Here is an 18,003-nt window from a genome sequence, read left to right on the forward strand (position 1 = left end):
GGGTTTACCCGGCTCCGTTGCATGGGCGCGATCGGGCTTCGGCCTCCTCCACCATGGGTTCCAGCCGCGACCACACCGCGTCCAGCAGATGGGGTTGAGCGGCCTCGCTGGGGTGGATACCGTCGTCCATCAACATGCCGTCTTCCAGCAGGATGTCCTCGAGGAAGAATGGCTCGAATGCCAGTCCCCGCTCCTCGGAAAGATCGGCGAATACGGCCTCGAAACGCTCGGTATAGCGGCGGCCGTAGTTCGGCGGGATGCGTATACCCAGCAACAGGGTGTTGGCGTCGACGGCCTCGATCGCATCGACCATGGCCTCCAGGTTTTCGCGCATGGCCTGCGGCGGCAGGCCGCGCAGGCCATCGTTGCCGCCCAGGGCCAGGATGACGACTTCGAACGCTGCGCGTTCCAGCACGTCGGGCAAGCGACTCCGTCCACCGGCAGTGGTATCACCGCTGATGGATACGTTGACCACTTTCCAGTCCTTCTCTCGCTCGGCCAGCCGTTCGCCCAGCAGGGCCGGCCAGCCGGCGGAATCCGGCATGCCGTACGCGGCACTCAGCGAGTCCCCGAACACCAGGACCCGGAGCGGCTCGGCCGAACGATTTTCGTCCGGTAGGGAATTCGCAGCCGCAACAGGACTCCATAGCAACGCGATCAAGCCCATCACGACCAACGGAATACGCAACATGGATGCATCCTCGTCATTTGTACTGGAGGCCCGGGACCTCGAGCAGCGGATCAACGGACCCAGCGGACCGCTGGACATCCTGCGCGGCATCTCACTGGCGGTCCAGGCGGGCGAGACGGTGGCCATTCTCGGCGCCTCGGGTTCCGGCAAGTCCACCCTTCTCGGGTTGCTTGCAGGTCTGGACGCCCCGAGTGCGGGAGAAGTTCGGCTGCTCGGGCAAACCATCAGCGAACTGGACGAGGATGGCCGGGCCGCCCTGCGCGCCGGCCGGGTCGGGTTTGTGTTCCAGTCCTTCCAGCTCCTGCCGGCACTGACAGCGATGGAAAACACCCTGCTCCCGCTGGAGCTCAACCCGGCCCATGCGCAAGAGAGTCAGGAAACCCTGAACCACTGGGCCTCACAGGCCCTGGAACGCGTGGGTCTGGGCGAACGTTCCGCACACTACCCCCATCAACTCTCCGGTGGCGAGCAACAACGCGTGGCGATTGCCCGCGCCATTGTGGATCACCCGGCGGTGCTGTTCGCCGACGAACCCACCGGGAACCTCGACGGGCGGACGGGGCACCGCATCATTGAGCTGCTGTTCAGCCTCGCGCGTCACCCCGACAGTGATGGGCCGGCAACGGCCCTGGTGCTGGTTACCCACGACCCCGAGCTGGCCGGACAATGTGATCGCATTATCTCGATCCAGGATGGTGTGCTCGAATGATTGCCACCCGGGGAACCGACCGCAGCCATCTACGCGCCCTGCTGCGTGGCACCTGGCGTGAATGGCGCTCGGCCGAGCTGCGCGTCCTCGCCGCCGCCCTGGTCGTCGCCGTCGCAGCCGTCGCGGCGGTGGGCTTCTTCACCGATCGGGTGGATCGGGGCATGGCCCAGCAGGCGACCGCGCTGCTGGGGGGTGACCTGGCAGTCGTCAGCGACAACCCGCTGCCGGAAGTCTGGCCTGCCGAAGCGGCGAGCTACGGACTGGAAACGGCGCGTACGGCCTCCCTCCCCAGCGTCGTCTTTACTGCGGACGACGAATCGCGACTGGCCGCCCTGCGCGCGGTCGAGGCGGGCTGGCCACTGAAAGGCGAGGCGCGTATCCGTCCTGGCCGCGAGGCGGACGAGCGGGTCCGCGACCGCGGTCCGGAACCGGGTACGGCCTGGCTGGAGCCGGCGCTGCTCGAGGCCCTGCGACTGGAGGTCGGGGACCGGGTGGAGGTCGGCGACCTCGATCTGGAAGTGACCGCGATCATCACGCACGAACCCGATCGCGGCAGCAACCTGCTGGATATCGCGCCGCGACTGATGCTGGCCTTCGATGACCTGGAGGCCAGTGGCCTGATCGGCCCGGGGAGCCGCGTACGCTACGAGTTCTTTGCCGCGGGACCCAGCGCCGGCGTCGCGGAGTTCCGTGACTGGCTGGAGGATGAGCTGGAGTCCGGCCAGCGCCTGCTGGGTCTGGAGGACGCCAACCCGGAACTGCGCACCGCGATCGAACGTGCGGAGCGCTTCCTCGGCCTCGCCTCGTTGATGGCGGTACTGCTGGCCGGGGCCGCGATCGCCGTCGCGGCCCATCACTTCGCCCAGCGCCGCGCCGACCCGGCGGCGGTGATGCGCGCGCTGGGAGCCAGCGGACGCCAGGTCCTGCTCACCTACTTCGGCCGCGTTGTGCTGGTCGCCCTGCTGGCCAGCGGGGTTGGGCTCGCGATCGGTTTCGCGGCCCAGTTTGTCCTCGCGGCCCTGCTGGGCGACTGGCTCGCCGGAGACCTGCCTCCGCCCGGTTCACGCCCGGTCATCGCCGGCCTTGGGGTGGGGCTGATCACGGCCGTGGGCTTTGCCCTGCCCGCTCTGTTGCGGATCGGCCAGGTCTCGCCGCTGCGGGTCCTCCGGCGCGATCTGGGTCTGCCGCCCACCTCGGTCTGGCTGTCCGGCGCCCTGGCACTGCTGGCGTTCGGCGGCCTGCTGTACTGGCAGGCCGCCGATCCCCAACTGGCCGCCTGGGTGCTGGTAGGCACGGCCGTTGCGATCGCGGTGCTGGCCGCACTCGGGATGGCGCTGGTGCTGGCCCTGCGGCCCCTGCGCAACCGCGGCGGCATGGCCCTGCGCTTCGGCCTGGCCAACCTGTCCCGTCGGGGTGGCCTGAGTGCCGTGCAGCTCGTGGCCTTCAGCGTAGGCATCCTGGCACTGCTGCTGCTTGCCATTGTCCGGGTAGACCTGCTGGAGGCCTGGGATGCCAGCATCCCCGAGGATGCCCCGAACCAGTTCTTCATCAACATCCAGCCGGGACAGGAAGATGCCTTTGCCGACCGCGTCGAGGCGGCCGGTCTCGAGCGCCCGCAACTGGACCCGATGATCCGCGGCCGGCTGATCGAGATCAACGACGAGCGCGTGCGTCCGGATGATTTCGACGATGATCGCGATCGCCGGCTGGTGGATCGCGAGTTCAACCTGTCCTACGCCGAGTCGCCCCCGGACCATAACCCCATCGTCGAGGGAAACTGGTTTGGCGAGGAGCGGCAGGACCCCGATAGCGGGTGGTCGGTCGAGGCCGGGCTGATGGAACGCTTCAACCTGGCACTCGGGGACCACCTGACCTTCCGTGTCGGCGGTCAGGCCATTCGCAGCCCGATCACCAGCGTCCGCGAGGTCAACTGGGACAGCTTCCAGGTGAACTTCTTCGTGATCGGTCCGCCGCCGCTGCTGGACGAGCAGCCCCGGACCTTCATCACCGCCATGCACGTACCCGAGGCGCAGCGCTCCGCCCAGAACCAGTGGTTGCGCGAATTCTCCGCGGTCTCGGCGATCGATGTCAGCGCGATCCTCGCGCAGGTGCGCGACGTCATGGATCAGGCCACCCGGGCGGTGGAGTACGTCTTCCTGTTCACGCTGATTGCGGGTCTGACCGTGCTCTATGCGGCGGTGCAGGCGACGCGCGATGTACGCCGGCGCGAGGCCGCGCTGCTGCGCACCCTGGGTGCACGCCGCGACCAGATCCGCAACGGGTTGCTGGCCGAATTTGGCGCCCTGGGGCTGCTGGCCGGGCTGCTGGCGTCCGTCATTGCCACGGCGGTCGGCGCCCTGCTCGCGTGGCAGGTCTTCGGGTTCGACTACAGCGTGAACCCGCTGACCTTCGTCTACGGCATCGGTGGCGGTACGCTGGGGATTGCCCTGGCGGGCTGGCTGGGCACCCGGCGGGTGCTGGATCAGGCGCCCCTGGCGGTCCTGCGCGGACCGGAGTAAGCCGAGGAATCCAGGGAGCGGCTGATTCACTCACCCGTCCGCGTGGTTACCCCATTTTTTTCGAGACAAGGCGCGGTGCGCAGCACCTTGGTCACTCTCCGGTCCCGCGTCGATCATTGGGACGCCACGGAGAGTTGGGGAAAATGGGCCCCCCTCGTGAGACTCCACACCCGGGGATCCGGTCATTTTCCGTACATGATCTCCACGTCGAGGAATCCGAACAGGACCAGCAGCGCCAGCGCCCAGAGGTAGAACGAGAAGACCTTGAGGTTGGCGCGATACAGGAAGAACAGGACCATCTTCAACGAGACGATCCCGACCAGGGCGGACACCACGAAGCCCACCGCGAGCGCCGTCCAGTTCAGATTCCCCAGCCCGTCGCCATTGAGCACGTCCAGTGACTGCACGGCGGTGGCAGCGAGGATGGTCGGAATCGCGAGGAAGAAGCTGTACTCCGCCGCCCAGCGCCGCTTGAGCCCGGTGAACAGCGCGAAGGTGATGGTCATGCCGCTGCGCGAGAGCCCCGGGATCAGTGCAAAGCCCTGGGCCACGCCGATGATGGTGGCGATCTTCGGACTCAGCTGGCGCAGCCCCAACGGGCGCCGTTGCAGCCGGTCCGTCCACCACAGCAATACCCCGGTCAGGCTCAGCGTGCCCGCGATCAGGGTCGGGTGGGCGAACACCTGCTCGAAGCCCGCCTTCAGGGTGAATCCGACCACCGCGGTCGCGAACACCGAAAGCACCACCAGCAGGGCCAGACGCAGGGACAGCATCTCGCGCCCGGCCGACCCGCGGGCCGATGCCCACTGCAGGCTTTCGCGGGCAATGCCACCGGTCAGCCGGGTCAGGCTCTTGCGGAAGACGAAGACGATCGAGACCAGGGTGCCCACGTGCACTACCAGGTCGAACAGGATCATCTCGGGGCTCTCGGGCGCCGGTAGCGGTTCGCCCTGACGGATCAGCCAGTGCTGGGTCAGGACCAGGTGCGCGGTCGAACTGACCGGCAGAAACATAAAGATGCCCTGAACGATCCCGAGGAGGGCGGCGACCCAGACTGTCATTGCAGATACGGCTCCGTGAACCCGAGGCGGGCCGCAGTATACGGAAAACGCCAGGGAGGCGCCGGGACCCCGTTCGCACGCTCAGCCAGGCGTGGATCAGACCCGGAACTGGGTGGTCAGTCCCCGCAGCCGCTCGATCCGCCCCACTAGGGCGTCCGTCTCGCTGGCCGTGGCTTCGGCATTCCCCGCGGTGATCTGGGCTCCCTGGCTAACCTCCGTGAGGGTGCCATCCACCTCGCGCGCGACCTCCGCCTGTTGCGATACCGCCCCGGAGATCTCGTTGTTGAGATGACGGATGCGTTCCACCGCGGAACGGATCGCCTGCAGGGCGTCGCCCGCACCAGCGGCCTGGTCGACTCCGGCCTCGCCCCTCTCGCGGCTGCGCTCCATCGCGCTGGCCGCCGCCCGAGCGCCGGCCTGCAGGCGTTCGATCATGGCCTGGATCTCGGTGGTGGAGTCCTGTGTACGCGTGGCGAGGGTCCGCACTTCGTCCGCTACGACAGCGAATCCCCTTCCCTGCTCCCCCGCCCGCGCAGCCTCAATGGCCGCATTGAGCGCCAGCAGATTGGTCTGCTCGGCAATGCCGCGGATCACGTCAAGCACCGAACCGATGCTGTCCGACTCGGACTGCAGGCGCGCCACCTGCTCGTTTGCCGTGCCAATCTCGCTCGCCAGTTCGCGCATCGTGCGCACCGAGGCGTCCACCACATCGGACCCGGTACGCGTCTCGCTCTCGGCCTGATCGGCGGCTTCCGACGCGGTTTGGGCATTGCGCGCGATCTCCTCGGCCGAGGCCGTCATCTGGTTCATCGCGGTAGCAACCTGGCCGATCCGGGCTTGTTGCTGTTGCACCTCCTGGTTGGTCTCTTCCGCCACGCGGTGAAGGGTGCCGACGGACTCCCCCAGTTCACGCGCGTGTTCCACCATCTCCGACACCATCCCCTGCAAGCGCTCGATAAATGCGTTGAACAGACGCGCCAGGCGATCAATCCCGTCATTGCGCGGGGCCTCGATCCGCTGGCTCAGATCGCCCTCCCCCTCCGATACCCCGCGAAACTGCGAGGCCAGATGCGCCAGGCGCCGGCGAATCATCAACACGAACAGGAAATACACGACGACGACCACGCCGATCGCGACACCCAGCATCATCGCGTTGACCTGCCAGGCCGCAAGATCCAGCAGACGGTCGATCTCGAGCGCCACCTCGGCCTCCAGTGCCGGGGTCGTCTCGTGGCCCTGCATGACGCCCGTCAACGTCGCCTCCATGCCCCCCTTGAGCGTTGCGGTGTGCCAGAACACCGCGGCAGCGGCAATTAGAAAGAACACCCCCACGATCGCGCTCAGGGCCAGCGAGAACCGTCCGGCGAGTGACAGCCGGCCCAACCCCTTGATCGACTCCATTGAATTCCCCTGTATTTCGGCTTCAGAAGCCTTGTTATTATTGGCATGTAACGGCCGGGCTGTGCGGTTTCTGAACCCCGAATACGCCCCGGCCTTCACTCAGCGGCAACGACCGAACTTGTGACGGGTGTCCGGAGCGATTAAGGTTCCAAGACATATGCGCGCATGCATATCCTTCAAAACCGCGAACCGACGATTCCTTCCCTATGCAGCTCACTCGCTATACTGATTTCTCCCTTCGGGTCCTGATGTACCTCACCGTGCAACCGCGCGACCAGCGCGTGACCGTGAGCGATATCTCCGAGCAGTTCACGATCCCGCGCAACCACCTGGTAAAGATCGTTCACCAGCTCGGCCAGAAGGGCTACATCATCACCCGGCGTGGCAAGGGGGGCGGGATCTCGCTCGCCTGCGAGCCGAACGAGATCAACGTAGGCAGTGTCATCCGCGACATGGAGCCGAACCTGAACGTGGTGGACTGCGAGAATCCCGTCTGCCCGATTCTCCCTGGTTGCCAGTTGCGTGGGGTACTGAACGATGCGCGCGATGCCTTCCTGGACGTCCTCGACCGCTACACCATCGCCGATGTCACCCAGGCGCCGGATTATCTCTACGAACTGCTGAACCCCAGCAAGAGCGCCTGATTCTTCTCATGCGGCCATGGATCGGCTGACGCACCCCCGCCGCCACGCCAACCCGGCCCCGTGCGTGCGCCGCACGCTGGGGGGCGCACTGGTGGTTCTGCTATTCGCAGCCTCCCCGGTCGATGCCCGGGTGACCTGCCCCTCCCCCGGGGCCGAGGTCGCCCCTCTCGCCGAGCTCCGCGCCGGCGCGGTCGCCGAGGGGGATGCCGTCATCGCGGAGGGCATCGTCACCGGTGTGTTTATGGGGCCCGATCAACTCGGCGGGTTCTATCTGCAGCAGGGCGCCGGGCCCGACTCGGCCGGTATGTTCGTGTATGCCCCGCGTCGCGAGCCGGTCTCGACCGGCGAGCATGTGCAAGTACACGGGGTCTTTAGCCGCCACCGCGGACGCCCGCAGATCGCTCGGCTGGACCGCATCCAGGGCTGCGGGCACGGCGAACTGCCGGCACCGCTGGAGGTGCGCCTGCCTGACGACGCCAGCCGCCTCGGCGAGTACGCCGACCTCCGTGTTCGCTTTGCGCAGACGCTGGCGGTGACCGCCAACCACGAACTCGCGCGCTATGGCAGCCTGACGCTCTCGGCCGGGGGGCGGCTCATGCACCCCGGCCAGACCGGGGCCGCAGGAACCGCCCGGGACGAGAATCGCCGGATCATCCTGGATGATGGCAGCTATCGCGCGAACCCCGACCCGATCCCCTATCGCGACGATCATGGCACGCGCCGGGTGGGCAGCACGCTGGAAGGCCTGACCGGGATCCTGACCCACGCCTTCGGCGACCATCGCATCCATCCCACCCACTCGCTGGACTGGCTCTGCGGCGAGCGCCCCGAACCGCCGTCGACGCCGGGGACGGACCACCTGCGCATCGCCACCGCCAATCTGGAGAACGACTTCGTGACGCTGGGCGAGCGCGGCGCACAAAACCGGGCGGAACGCGAGCGCCAGACGGCCAAGCTGGATGCCCTGCTGCAAACGCTGGACGCCGACCTGCTGGGCGCGGTCGAACTGGAAAACGCCGAGGCGGCGCGCCGGCAGCTGGTCGAACGACTGAATGCCGTCCCTCCGCCACGCGGCGACTATGCGGCCATCGCCCACCCGGGGCCGGGCGACGACGCGATCAAGGTGGCCCTGCTCTACCGTCCGGACCGATTGCAACTCGTTGGGTCCGCCACCGATCGCGATGCCGTGCATCATCGCCCGCCATTGCTCGGCTGGTTCCAGCAACCCGGGAGTGGCAAGCGTTTCGGGGCCGTGGTGGTGCACTTCAAGGCGAAGAGCGGTTGCCCCGACGCGGGCGATATTGACCGCGGCCAGGGTTGCTGGAATGAACGGCGCACGGCCCAGGCCGAACGTCTGGTGACATGGATCCGGGAACAACAACGCAATGAATTCGCAAATGTTCCCGTACTGATCCTCGGCGACCTGAACGCCTACGCCGCCGAAGACCCGGTGCGAACGCTGGCCGCGGCCGGCAAGCGGGACCTGGTGCATGACGATCCCGCGTCCGCCCATACCTATGTCTTTCGCGGCCGGGCCGGACAGCTGGATTACCTGCTGGGTCCCGATGCCTTGCGCGACGCCGTGCACGACGGTGCGGCCTGGCCGGTCAATGCAGACGAACCCGGCTTCCTCGGCTTTGACGGTCGCGCGCCCGCCACGGGGCCCTGGCGCGCCTCGGATCACGACCCGGCCTGGGCGGATCTCCGCCTGGATTGAGTGACGGCCCAACTCCACTCCAGCGGCCTGCCGGTCAGTCGCGCGCGGACGCTTCCGCCTCGGCCTCCGGCACGTTGTCGACGATGCGCACGGGTAACGGGCTTCCATCCAGGCCACCCAGCGTGCGCTGCGGGAACGGGATATCAATCCCCGCCTCGTCCAGCGCGGCCTTCACACCCTCGTGCATGGAATTGCGCAGATCCAGGAACTTCTCCCGCCGCGCCCACACCGAGAGCTGAATCTTCAGCGCGGAATCACCGTACTCGAGGAAGATAAACAGCGGCTTAGGCTCCTCCAGACAGACCGGATTGCGCTCGGCCACGCCCATGAGCACGTCACGCAACTGCTTGAGATCGGTCCGATAGCCCACCCCGATTTGCATGTCCAGACGACGGATGGGGAAGCGGCTGAGATTGGTCAGTTGCGTCTTCACCAGGGTCTCGTTGGGCACGCGCACCATCAGGTTGTCGAAGGTGCGCAGCTTGACCGACAGCGGGTCGATCGACAGCACCTCGCCCGTGGCATCCCCGACCTTGATGACATCCCCCACGGAGAATGGGCGTTCGCCAATCAGGAACAGCCCCGAGATCAGGTTCGAGGCCGAGGTCTGCGATGCAAAGCCAAGCGCGACCGTTAGGATGCCGGCCGCGCCCAACAGCACGGTGAGATCGAAGCCCAGCTCGCGCAGCGCCGAGGCCAGCACCAGCAGAACGATCAAGTAAAAACTGATGCGGCGGGTGAGCATGACCTGCTGCGCGTCGAGCTTGTCCTCCAGCGCGCGCGCCAGACCGCGCGACAGCAGGCGAGCCAGCAACAGGCCCACCAGCAGGTAAACCGCGGCGCGGATGGCGGCGAGAAAGGCCTCGCTGGTCACAAAGGTCTGAGCGGTTTGCAGCCATTCATTCATCGCGCCGGAAGCTCCCTACTGAAACAGGGCGGTGAACGCCCTGACCATCAAATGCCGCCCCCCGGCCTGGCGGGGTTCGGCGATGCGCTGGGCCCCGCCGGCCACGCCGGGAGGACCGGAGTCGATTTTCATGTCCGCCATGTCGCGATCTTCCTCGCGCTCCATGCGCACCGCCGGGGTCCACAACCGGTGGTGCTCGTCGGCGAACACCGGAAGGCGCGGCACCGGCAGGTTCACGCGTTCCAGGAACAGGGCATCCGAAGCCTTGTTCTCGATGGTCAGCGGCGTGATGACGCGGTGCGGGCGCACGGGCACGTCGGCCAGGTCCAGGCGAGCCTGGGTGCGAGTGGCATAACAGAGCTCGCCGTTCACGGTATTGGGGCCGAACCAGGTATCGGACGGCGTATAGACCGGAAACTCCTGCACCATGGCGTCGCCCAGGTGCAGCTGCACCCAGGCCGGGGAACTCAGATAAAGCGTGACCTGACCACGGGCCGGCACATAGAAGGGGTTTTGCGGCCGGCTGACCATCGGCCGATCCGCCAGGGCCACCCGCAGCTCCGGTACCGAATCCGCCGGGGATCCGGCAAAACGCAGCAGGTCGTTCGCATCGGCAGGGAACCCATCGGCGCAGGGAACATCGATCGCCAGTGTGGCATCGGCGGGGTCGCGCGGGCGTTCCAGGACCATCTGCCATTCCTGCTCGCCGTGCAGCAGCCAGAGGTCCAGGGGGCCGATGGACCAGCGTCCATGTTGCCCCGATGCAAGTCCCCGGCGCCCCCACCAGGCCGCATCGTTGGTACTCATGGTTGGATTCTGCGGCATCGTCCGCCCTGTCTTGATGTTGGCCTCACTGTAAACCAGAACACCCCGCCCGCGGGAGAAGCGTCCTCGGGACAACGGCGCCAGCCGGACCGCATTCGCCGAGCGTCAGAAGAGGTCGAGCTGCCCTTCGGACCGCGTCTTCTGCGGGCGCGCGGGCGGGACAAACTGGTTGCAGTCCAGCTCCACGAGACGTCCGGCCAGCCCCGCCCGGCGCCGCGCCAGCCGGAAGCGCTGCCGCAACAGCTCCGCATACGGCCCGGCCCCGCGCATACGGTGACCGAAGGTGGAATCGTAGAGCTTGCCCCCATGCGCCTCGCGCAGGCGCTGCAGTATATGCTCCGCCTTGAGCGGGTGATGGGTGCGTAACCAGTCCTCGAACAGTGGGGCCACCTCACGCGGGAGCCGGAGCAGCACATAGCCGGCGGCCACTGCGCCAGCCGCCGCCCCGGCATCCAGCAAGACCTCCAGCTCCCCGTCCGTGAGCACGGGGATCAACGGCGCCACCAGCAAGCTGACGGGGACGCCCGCCGCCGTGAGCCGCTCCACGGTCTGCAAGCGCCGTTGCGGGGCCGCCGCGCGCGGCTCCAGATGTCGCGACAGCCCGCGATCCAGGGTCGTCACCGAGATCGCCACCTGCACCAGTCCGCGCTCCGCCATCGGACCCAGCAAATCCAGGTCGCGCTCGACCAGTGCGGACTTGGTGACGATGGATACGGGATGCCCGGTCTCGGCCAGCACCTCCAGCAGCTCACGCGTGATCCGCCATTCACGTTCGATCGGCTGGTACGCATCGGTGTTGATCCCGAGCGCCAACGGGGTCACCCGGTGGGACGGTCGCGCCAGTTCGCGCCGCAGGCAGTCGGCCGCGCCGACCTTGGCGAACAGCCGGCTCTCGAAGTCGAGCCCCGGCGAAAGGCCCACATAGGCATGGGCCGGCCGCGCAAAGCAGTATGCACAGCCGTGCTCGCAGCCACGATAAGGGTTCAGGGAGAGCTCGAATGGCACATCCGGGGACTGATTCCAGGACAGGACCCTGCGCGGGTGCTCGACCGTCACCTCGGTGCGCAGCGGCGCCGGTGCCTCGCCATCACCGACCCACCCGTCGTCGAAGGGTTCGTGCCGGGTCGACTCAAAGCGGGCATGGGGATCGATGGTCGCGCCGCGGCCCTTGGTCGGTCCATGGACCGGTTTCATTGGCTGGGGCCATCCATGCGCTCGCACAGCTGTCGGAAATAGCCGGACTCGGAGAGCATGCCCCGACCCGCATCGCTGCGGTTCAGCCGGTCGAGCAGCAAGCGCAGACGCTTGGCCGCCTGCTGGCGCGCCGCCTCGTCGTCCGCCGCCTGCAGCAACGCCTCCGTGGAGGCGATCTCGCCCCTCAGTTGCACGGCCTCGGGGACATAGCCGGCGTTCTTCATCACCCGGAAGGCCATGCGCAGCTCTTGCGGCACCGCGCTGTCATCATCCAGTTCCAGGGGTCGACCCGCCCCCGGGAGGTCATCGAACTCCCCGCGGCGCGCCGCATCGGCCAGCTGGGCCTCGATCTGTAACTCGGTTAGCAACATCCCGTAGTCCGTTGTTCATGCGCCGGGCCGCGCTTGTTGAGGCCCCGCCCGATTTACCGTAACGTCCAGCTCTTCCACAAACCGTCCCCGTCTGGACCCCGATGGCACTCACCCCGCGAGACAATCCACCGGCGTCCAGCGTACGCGCGCTTGTTCCGGCCCGCGAGGCATTACGCGCCGATCCCCAGTTCGACACCTATCTGACGCGCCAGATCCCGGTGCTGGTGGCGCTGTCCCTGGTCCCCGGCCTGGGCTACATCCTGCTGGGTGCGCTGCACGGGGCCTTCACCGCGGCTGCAGCCTGGTACAGCGTGATGCTTGCCACATCGCTCTGGGGCCTGCAGCTGTATTGGCGTTACCACCGCTCTCCCTTGTCGCCGGAGCAACGGCTCCGCTGGCGGCTGCACCTCACCCTCTTCCTGTATCTCTACTTGGCGTTGTGGACCGCGATCTTTCTGATCTTTGTGCGCCTGGACTCGCACAATCTCCACTACATCGCCATTTTCACGCAGATCGGCGCCACCACGGTGGTCGCGGCCCTGCTCTACCCGGCCCCCTGGGTTTTCCGGCCGCTAATCCCGGCCATGATGGTGCCGCTGGCCGGGTATTTCCTGCTAATCGGGGACTGGTATAGCTATGTCCTGGCGGCCTTCTCGGCAACCCTTGCCCTGGTCCTGTTTTACGCGGCCAACAGCAGCTTCGGGCTGCTGCGCAACAGCTTCCACCAGGCCTCCCACGATGCCCTGACCGGACTGAACAATCGCGCCGCCTTCATCGAGCATCTCGAACAAAGCCTCGAGGTCCTGCAACATCACGGACAGCACTCGTACCTGCTGCTGATCGATCTGGACCATTTCAAGACGGTCAACGACCTGCTGGGGCACGACATCGGCGACGAGCTGCTGAAGTCCGTGACGCGCGACTTCGCCAACGCCCTGCCCCCGGGCCACCACCTCGCCCGCCTGGGCGGCGACGAGTTCGTCATCGTGGCCCCCGGCAAAGAAGACCGCCAGACTTGCGAGCGCGCCGCCCGCCGCCTGGCGCATTCGCTGCTTCAGGTGGTCAAGACGCCCTACATTATCCGCAACCATCACCTGCACGTGAGCGCGAGCATCGGCATCCGCCTGATCGAGCCCGCGCAGCCGGTCGACTCGCATCAACTCGTGCGCGAGGCCGATATCGCCATGTACGAAGTGAAGGACCGCGGGCGCGACGGCGTGGTCGTCTTCAGCGACGAGCTGTCGCGGGCGGTGGAGCGGCATCTGCAGATCGAGCGCTGCCTGCACTTTGCGTTGCACAATCGCGAGATCGAGGTCCTTTTCCAGCCCCAGGTGGACACCACTGGGCGGATCCGCAGCGCCGAGACCCTGATTCGCTGGCACAGCGCCGAGCTGGGCGCCGTGTCACCGGCGGAGTTCATCCCCATCGCCGAACAGACCGGCTATATCAGCGAACTGGGCGACGCGGTGATCGCGCGGGCGTTCCAGGCCTTGCGCGACTGGGATCGCGCCGGGTTCCCCCTGGAGCAGCTCGCAATCAACATCAGCCCGCGCCAACTGGTGCACCTGAACTTTGTCCACCGCATGCAAGACCTGATCACCCGCTATCTGGGCCGTGAACACGCCCACCGCATCACGCTCGAGATCACCGAGCACGTGGTGGCGGAGGATACCGACCGGGTGATTCACATCATGCAGGCCCTGCGGCAAATGGGCCTGCGCTTCTCGATGGACGACTTCGGGACCGGGTTTTCCTCGCTCAGCTACCTGAAGCGTCTCCCGTTCGACGAACTCAAGATCGACCGGAGCTTCGTCCGCCAGGTCGACCACGACCCGGACGACCAGGCCATGGTGCGCACAATCTGCGACATCGCACGCCAATTCGGTCTGGCGGTGGTGGCCGAGGGGGTCGAGACCGAGGCCCAGTACCGTTGGCTGACCACCCACGGTGACCTGCTCTTTCAGGGCTTCCTGTTCGCCCGGCCCATGGATGCCAATGCCTTTTTCGATCACTGCCGCCGCGCGCAGGCGCTGACGCCCGACATCCGTCAGGCGCCGGCGGCCGGATAGGAATCCGGCCTCAGGCCCCGCCGGTCGCGGCCGGCAGCACCCAGAGCGTCAGCGACAGCAGAATCGCCGTCAGGCTGACCCCGATCAGCGGCAACATCATCACGCCGGCCAGGGCCTCGCGCCGGAACAGGCGCACGGCCATGCCACCCAGGGTCAGCGCCCAGCCCAACGCGACGAAAAACGCCAGCGCGTTCAGTTCGGCACGCCACAGCAGGATCAGGGCCACCGGGAGCCCAAGGTTGAGGATCACCACCCCCATCTCCTGGCTGCCCGCGGCACGTCCGGCAGACAGCGCATAGGCATACGCGGCCCAGACCATCAGCAGACCAAAGCCCAGGGCACCGGCGGCCGGCGAGCTAAGCGGCGCGCGCAGGATCGGCGCGCCGGCCGGCTCCAGCCCGACCCCAAGCGCCACGATCAGCAACGCCACCCCCAGGCTGATGGCCATCCAGAACAACAGCGTCCCGCGTTGCACATTGGGTTCGGTCATGTCTCCATCCTCGTCTTGTCCTGTACTCGTCTACCCTGCTGACCGCCGAGCCGTTACAGGGTTCGCCACGCCGGCCGCTTCCGGAGGCTGGACTACGCCAGCTGCCAGGCGATCGTCTCGCCCGCGCGCAGGGGCACACCCGGATCATGCCCGAACAGTACGGCCTCCGGTACGGTCCACGGGGACCGCTCCAGCGTCAGCGTGTCGGTATTGCGCGGCAGTTTGTAAAAATCGGGGCCAAAATGACTGGCAAAGCCCTCCAGCCGGTCCAGTGCCTCCGCCGCGGCAAAGGCCTCCGCGTACAGCTCGATGGCCGCGTGCGCGGAATAGATACCCGCACAGCCACACGCCGACTCCTTCGCGTGGCGTGGATGCGGAGCACTGTCGGTCCCCAGGAAGAAGCGCGGGTGGCCACTGGTGGCCGCCTCCAGCAACGCCTTGCGATGGCGTTCGCGCTTCAGGATCGGCAGGCAAAAGTGATGCGGCCGCATGCCGCCCGCGAACAGCGCATTGCGGTTGTACAGCAGGTGCTGGGGCGTGATCGTGGAGCCGACGTTGGCCGGCCCGTCCTGGATGAACTGCACGGCCGACTCGGTGGTGATGTGTTCCAGCACCACCCGAAGCTCCGGAAAATCGCGGATCAGCGGCTCCAGGTGGCGCTCGATAAACACCGCCTCGCGATCGAAGATGTCCACGGCCGGATCGGTCACCTCGCCGTGAATCAGCAACGGCAGGTCCACCCGCTGCATCGCCTCGAACACCGGATAGCAGCGGCGGATATCGGTCACGCCACTGGCCGCATTGGTGGTGGCACCCGCGGGATAGAGCTTAACCCCGTGCACGAACCCGGAGGCCTTCGCCGCGTCGATCATGCCCGGTGTCGTGCCCTCGGTCAGGTACAGCGTCATCAGGGGCTCGAAGTCCGCCTCTTCCGGCAGCGCCGCCAGGATGCGGTCGCGGTACTCGGCGGCGGCCTCCACCGTCGTCACCGGCGGTTTCAGGTTGGGCATGATGATGGCGCGGCGGAAGCGGCGCGCCGTGTCCGGCAGTACCGTCGCCAGCACATCGCCATCGCGCAGGTGCAGGTGCCAGTCGTCCGGTCGAGTCAGGGTCAGGCGGTTCATCCGTAGTTCCCTTCGCAGGGGGGCCGTCCGGTACTGGGCCCCGTCACAGTGTATGAGTCATGAGGATAACGCGCGGTGCAACTCGGCCTCGGACCAGCCCTCGACCACCACGGTCTTGCTGCGCGAGGTCGCACCGGCCACCACCTGCACGGCCGCCTTCGAACACCCCAGTTCCGCGGCCAGCAAGGCCACCACGGCCTCGTTCGCGCGGCCCTTCTCCGGCGGCGCCTGAACCTGCAGCTTGAGGGTCTCGCCCATCCAGCCGCCAATGGCGTTGCGCTTGCTCCCGGGCGCCACCTTGACCTTCAGCCGGGCCAAAAACCCTACCCGGCCGGGCGCGTCGCCATGTAGGCGCTGAAGACGCCGAGCTGGACATTGCGCTGCACATCTTCGAAACCGACGGATCGCAGGGTTTCCATGATGTCGTCCGGGGGGACGCACTGGTCGATAGTGTCCCAGAAATAGCGCATCAGCAGTTGCCCGTCCGGGTCGCGGGTGAGCACCTTGCCCACGAACGGCACGAAATCGCGGAAATAGAAACGCGCCAGGCCAAACTGGAACTTCGTACGTGGCCGCGAGACCTCGAGGATGGTGCAGCGCCCGCCCGGCTTCAGCACGCGGAAGTACTCGCTGAACAACTCGTGCAGGTCGCGCACATGGCGAAGCCCATACCCCATGTACAAACGGTCGTACTGCTGGTCGCGCAAGGGCATCTGTTCGCCCAGGCTCTGGACGAACGTGGCATCCATCTTGGTTCGGGCCACATCCATCATGCCGCGGCTCGGGTCCACGCAGGTCAGGTGGTCATCGCCCACCACCTTGCGGATCTCCTCCGCAACCGGGCCGGTGCCGGTGGCCACGTCCAGCACCTCCATGCCGGCCTCCAGACCGGATTGTTTCAGGACAAACCGGCGATACGACTGCCCGGTGCCGAAGAAGCCGACCCGCAGGATTCGGTCGTAATACGGGGCAGTCCGGTCGAACAGGTCGTCGACGTAGGCGCGCCGGCTGGCTTCATCCCCGTAGTAGTCCTTCAGGACCGGGTGTGGCTTCTTGGTGGTTGGCTGCATTGCGTGTACTCCCCAGGCAAGGGACCGGCGCCACCGCAATTCGGCGGCCTGACCGGCCCGGCATCAATCCTTCATGGTGTCGCGAACGTCGCGGTCAGACGCTCCGAATAAAGTCCCTCGATCTCCACCAGCAATTCCTCGCGGCAGATATCCCCGTGCAGCAACAGGTACGGCACATCGTGACCGAGGCGCGCGCGCAAGTGACGTTCCGCGGCCGATGCATCGGCCGCATGGCGCAGGTACACCTTCAGCAGCGACAAGTCGCGCGGCCTCTCCACCCGAACCGGGTGATCCGTGGCGGCCTGTTCCAGCAGGACACCAATATTGCGCAGGCTTTCGTCGATCTGCGCCTCGAGATCGCCAACATGCCGGCTTTCATGGCCGACAATACTGGCGGTGCCCGAGATGAACAGCTCGGCCGATTCCGGCCCCGACTGCCACAAACTGGCGCGGGCAAACGAAGGGCTGCGCGGCCCGTACTGAGGCGGGTAGCGATACGCGCTGACCTGGCGCGGATTCTCGATACGCGCGGCCGCCTCGCGAGTGGCAATGAAATAGATCAGCAAGCCGTCGGAATGGGTGCCAATCGCCGTCGCCGCCGGCAGGAACTGTTCGTACTCCGGCAATGCCTCGAACACCCGCGCCCGCCCGCTGCAGAAGCCACGATAGCGCTCCTGGCCGGCCACCGGGTCATTGATCGCGGGAAGATAGTTCCACACCCGCACCAGGTGCTCGAAACCCAGCGAACGGCAGCCAGCCAGGATCTCGCGGTACGCGCGCTCGGTCAGGGGGTCCGGGTCGCCTGCGGCATCCAGCGGCTGAATCCAGCAACCGATCAGGCAATCCTTGTGGCGAAGGTAGCTCAGCGAGCCTTCCACTCCGGTCTCGCCCTCGGCGCCGTCCGGCAGCGACCAGCATTCCGCCCAGTCCGACTCGGCGCCCAGGGGCTCCAGCCCCACGCGGATCTCCAGACGCCCCGGCAGGCGTTCCACACCGCTCGCCCCGCCAAAGCGGATCACCACCGGCGCCGACGCGCATTCCGGCTGCTCATCACGACAGTAGGTAACCGTGAGGGGGGCTTTTGCGGCAGATTCGCTCATTCCGGACGCCAGGGAGATCCATTCCAGCCAAAACAGCCGCGGAGTCTACCAATCTCCCACGATGGAAACACGGGTTCTCCCCTCGACCTGCCCCATCCAGTCTCTTTGTCC

Annotated in this window: 17 protein-coding genes; 5 read left to right on the plus strand and 12 right to left on the minus strand. The window is 66.9% G+C overall.

Annotated elements, in window-relative coordinates:
- Positions 1-4: 4 nt before the first annotated feature.
- Positions 5-691 carry an arylesterase gene (locus tag G315_RS0101680; protein ID WP_019611775.1) on the minus strand — a complete coding sequence of 229 codons (687 nt, stop codon included), beginning with the start codon at positions 689-691 and terminating at the stop codon, positions 5-7.
- Here G315_RS0101680 and G315_RS0101685 point away from each other — a divergent pair.
- Entirely contained in the window at positions 690-1,400 is a 711-nt protein-coding gene (locus G315_RS0101685) for an ABC transporter ATP-binding protein (protein WP_018169811.1), read from the plus strand. The genes G315_RS0101680 and G315_RS0101685 overlap by 2 nt on opposite strands.
- Positions 1,397-3,919, plus strand: coding sequence for an ABC transporter permease (locus G315_RS0101690; RefSeq protein ID WP_019611776.1), 2,523 nt, complete (start codon positions 1,397-1,399; stop codon positions 3,917-3,919). Before G315_RS0101685 ends, G315_RS0101690 begins: the two co-directional genes overlap by 4 nt.
- Positions 3,920-4,101: 182 nt before the next feature.
- Here the strand turns inward: G315_RS0101690 and G315_RS0101695 are convergent, their stop codons facing one another.
- Together G315_RS0101695 and G315_RS0101700 are read right to left on the minus strand one after the other, a co-directional pair.
- Positions 4,102-4,980 carry an undecaprenyl-diphosphate phosphatase gene (locus G315_RS0101695; RefSeq protein WP_019611777.1) on the minus strand — a complete coding sequence of 293 codons (879 nt, stop codon included), beginning with the start codon at positions 4,978-4,980 and terminating at the stop codon, positions 4,102-4,104.
- Between the two features lie 96 nt (positions 4,981-5,076).
- The gene (locus G315_RS0101700; RefSeq protein WP_019611778.1) at positions 5,077-6,381 is read right to left on the minus strand and encodes a methyl-accepting chemotaxis protein; all 1,305 of its coding nucleotides are present in this window, start codon (positions 6,379-6,381) and stop codon (positions 5,077-5,079) included.
- 206 nt (positions 6,382-6,587) lie between these two features.
- On the opposite strand from G315_RS0101700, the gene G315_RS0101705 reads away from it, so the two are divergent.
- Together G315_RS0101705 and G315_RS0101710 are read left to right on the plus strand one after the other, a co-directional pair.
- Positions 6,588-7,025, plus strand: a complete 438-nt coding sequence (locus G315_RS0101705; RefSeq protein ID WP_018145638.1) for an Rrf2 family transcriptional regulator — start codon at positions 6,588-6,590, stop codon at positions 7,023-7,025.
- Positions 7,026-7,041: 16 nt separating this feature from the next.
- The gene (locus G315_RS0101710; RefSeq protein WP_019611779.1) at positions 7,042-8,742 is read left to right on the plus strand and encodes an ExeM/NucH family extracellular endonuclease; all 1,701 of its coding nucleotides are present in this window, start codon (positions 7,042-7,044) and stop codon (positions 8,740-8,742) included.
- 34 nt (positions 8,743-8,776) lie between these two features.
- Here the strand turns inward: G315_RS0101710 and G315_RS0101715 are convergent, their stop codons facing one another.
- The 4 genes from G315_RS0101715 to G315_RS0101730 all read right to left on the minus strand — a co-directional run bounded on the left by G315_RS0101715 (position 8,777) and on the right by G315_RS0101730 (position 12,039).
- A complete protein-coding gene (locus G315_RS0101715) occupies positions 8,777-9,649 on the minus strand; it encodes a mechanosensitive ion channel family protein (RefSeq protein ID WP_018145636.1) in 873 nt (290 codons plus the stop codon).
- 15 nt (positions 9,650-9,664) lie between these two features.
- On the minus strand, positions 9,665-10,474 hold the full coding sequence (locus tag G315_RS0101720) for a hypothetical protein (protein WP_018176768.1): 810 nt from the start codon (positions 10,472-10,474) through the stop codon (positions 9,665-9,667).
- Positions 10,475-10,579: 105 nt separating this feature from the next.
- Positions 10,580-11,668, minus strand: coding sequence for a PA0069 family radical SAM protein (locus G315_RS0101725; protein WP_018145634.1), 1,089 nt, complete (start codon positions 11,666-11,668; stop codon positions 10,580-10,582).
- Positions 11,665-12,039, minus strand: a complete 375-nt coding sequence (locus G315_RS0101730) for a DUF1992 domain-containing protein (protein WP_018145633.1) — start codon at positions 12,037-12,039, stop codon at positions 11,665-11,667. The genes G315_RS0101725 and G315_RS0101730 overlap by 4 nt, the downstream gene beginning before the upstream one ends.
- A 101-nt stretch (positions 12,040-12,140) precedes the next feature.
- Between G315_RS0101730 and G315_RS0101735 the strand changes: the two genes are divergently transcribed.
- Entirely contained in the window at positions 12,141-14,108 is a 1,968-nt protein-coding gene (locus G315_RS0101735) for a bifunctional diguanylate cyclase/phosphodiesterase (RefSeq protein WP_019611780.1), read from the plus strand.
- A 10-nt stretch (positions 14,109-14,118) separates the two neighbouring features.
- Here G315_RS0101735 and G315_RS0101740 read toward each other — a convergent pair whose 3' ends face one another.
- From G315_RS0101740 to G315_RS0101760, 5 genes are all read right to left on the minus strand, one after another.
- The gene (locus tag G315_RS0101740; protein ID WP_018169820.1) at positions 14,119-14,598 is read right to left on the minus strand and encodes a hypothetical protein; all 480 of its coding nucleotides are present in this window, start codon (positions 14,596-14,598) and stop codon (positions 14,119-14,121) included.
- 92 nt (positions 14,599-14,690) lie between these two features.
- Positions 14,691-15,722, minus strand: a complete 1,032-nt coding sequence (gene pyrC, locus G315_RS0101745) for a dihydroorotase (protein ID WP_019611781.1) — start codon at positions 15,720-15,722, stop codon at positions 14,691-14,693.
- Positions 15,723-15,779: 57 nt separating this feature from the next.
- Entirely contained in the window at positions 15,780-16,040 is a 261-nt protein-coding gene (locus G315_RS0101750) for a DUF167 domain-containing protein (RefSeq protein WP_019611782.1), read from the minus strand.
- Between the two features lie 5 nt (positions 16,041-16,045).
- Positions 16,046-16,792 (minus strand): class I SAM-dependent methyltransferase, encoded by a 747-nt coding sequence (locus G315_RS0101755; protein WP_018145628.1) that lies wholly within the window; start codon positions 16,790-16,792, stop codon positions 16,046-16,048.
- 71 nt (positions 16,793-16,863) lie between these two features.
- Positions 16,864-17,892 carry a hypothetical protein gene (locus tag G315_RS0101760; protein ID WP_026338807.1) on the minus strand — a complete coding sequence of 343 codons (1,029 nt, stop codon included), beginning with the start codon at positions 17,890-17,892 and terminating at the stop codon, positions 16,864-16,866.
- Positions 17,893-18,003 lie beyond the last annotated feature (111 nt).

It is taken from the genome of Thioalkalivibrio sp. AKL7 (assembly GCF_000381705.1).
Lineage (GTDB): Bacteria > Pseudomonadota > Gammaproteobacteria > Ectothiorhodospirales > Ectothiorhodospiraceae > Thioalkalivibrio > Thioalkalivibrio versutus.

What these genes read in the sequence shown, in the direction of transcription:
- G315_RS0101685 (WP_018169811.1), top strand. Translation starts at nt 690, where the DNA reads ATGGATGCATCCTCGTCATTTGTACTGGAGGCCCGGGACCTCGAGCAG.
- G315_RS0101680 (WP_019611775.1), bottom strand. Translation starts at nt 691, where the DNA reads ATGTTGCGTATTCCGTTGGTCGTGATGGGCTTGATCGCGTTGCTATGG.
- G315_RS0101690 (WP_019611776.1), top strand. Translation starts at nt 1,397, where the DNA reads ATGATTGCCACCCGGGGAACCGACCGCAGCCATCTACGCGCCCTGCTG.
- G315_RS0101695 (WP_019611777.1), bottom strand. Translation starts at nt 4,980, where the DNA reads ATGACAGTCTGGGTCGCCGCCCTCCTCGGGATCGTTCAGGGCATCTTT.
- G315_RS0101700 (WP_019611778.1), bottom strand. Translation starts at nt 6,381, where the DNA reads ATGGAGTCGATCAAGGGGTTGGGCCGGCTGTCACTCGCCGGACGGTTC.
- G315_RS0101705 (WP_018145638.1), top strand. Translation starts at nt 6,588, where the DNA reads ATGCAGCTCACTCGCTATACTGATTTCTCCCTTCGGGTCCTGATGTAC.
- G315_RS0101710 (WP_019611779.1), top strand. Translation starts at nt 7,042, where the DNA reads ATGGATCGGCTGACGCACCCCCGCCGCCACGCCAACCCGGCCCCGTGC.
- G315_RS0101715 (WP_018145636.1), bottom strand. Translation starts at nt 9,649, where the DNA reads ATGAATGAATGGCTGCAAACCGCTCAGACCTTTGTGACCAGCGAGGCC.
- G315_RS0101720 (WP_018176768.1), bottom strand. Translation starts at nt 10,474, where the DNA reads ATGCCGCAGAATCCAACCATGAGTACCAACGATGCGGCCTGGTGGGGG.
- G315_RS0101725 (WP_018145634.1), bottom strand. Translation starts at nt 11,668, where the DNA reads ATGAAACCGGTCCATGGACCGACCAAGGGCCGCGGCGCGACCATCGAT.
- G315_RS0101730 (WP_018145633.1), bottom strand. Translation starts at nt 12,039, where the DNA reads ATGTTGCTAACCGAGTTACAGATCGAGGCCCAGCTGGCCGATGCGGCG.
- G315_RS0101735 (WP_019611780.1), top strand. Translation starts at nt 12,141, where the DNA reads ATGGCACTCACCCCGCGAGACAATCCACCGGCGTCCAGCGTACGCGCG.
- G315_RS0101740 (WP_018169820.1), bottom strand. Translation starts at nt 14,598, where the DNA reads ATGACCGAACCCAATGTGCAACGCGGGACGCTGTTGTTCTGGATGGCC.
- pyrC (WP_019611781.1), bottom strand. Translation starts at nt 15,722, where the DNA reads ATGAACCGCCTGACCCTGACTCGACCGGACGACTGGCACCTGCACCTG.
- G315_RS0101755 (WP_018145628.1), bottom strand. Translation starts at nt 16,792, where the DNA reads ATGCAGCCAACCACCAAGAAGCCACACCCGGTCCTGAAGGACTACTAC.
- G315_RS0101760 (WP_026338807.1), bottom strand. Translation starts at nt 17,892, where the DNA reads ATGAGCGAATCTGCCGCAAAAGCCCCCCTCACGGTTACCTACTGTCGT.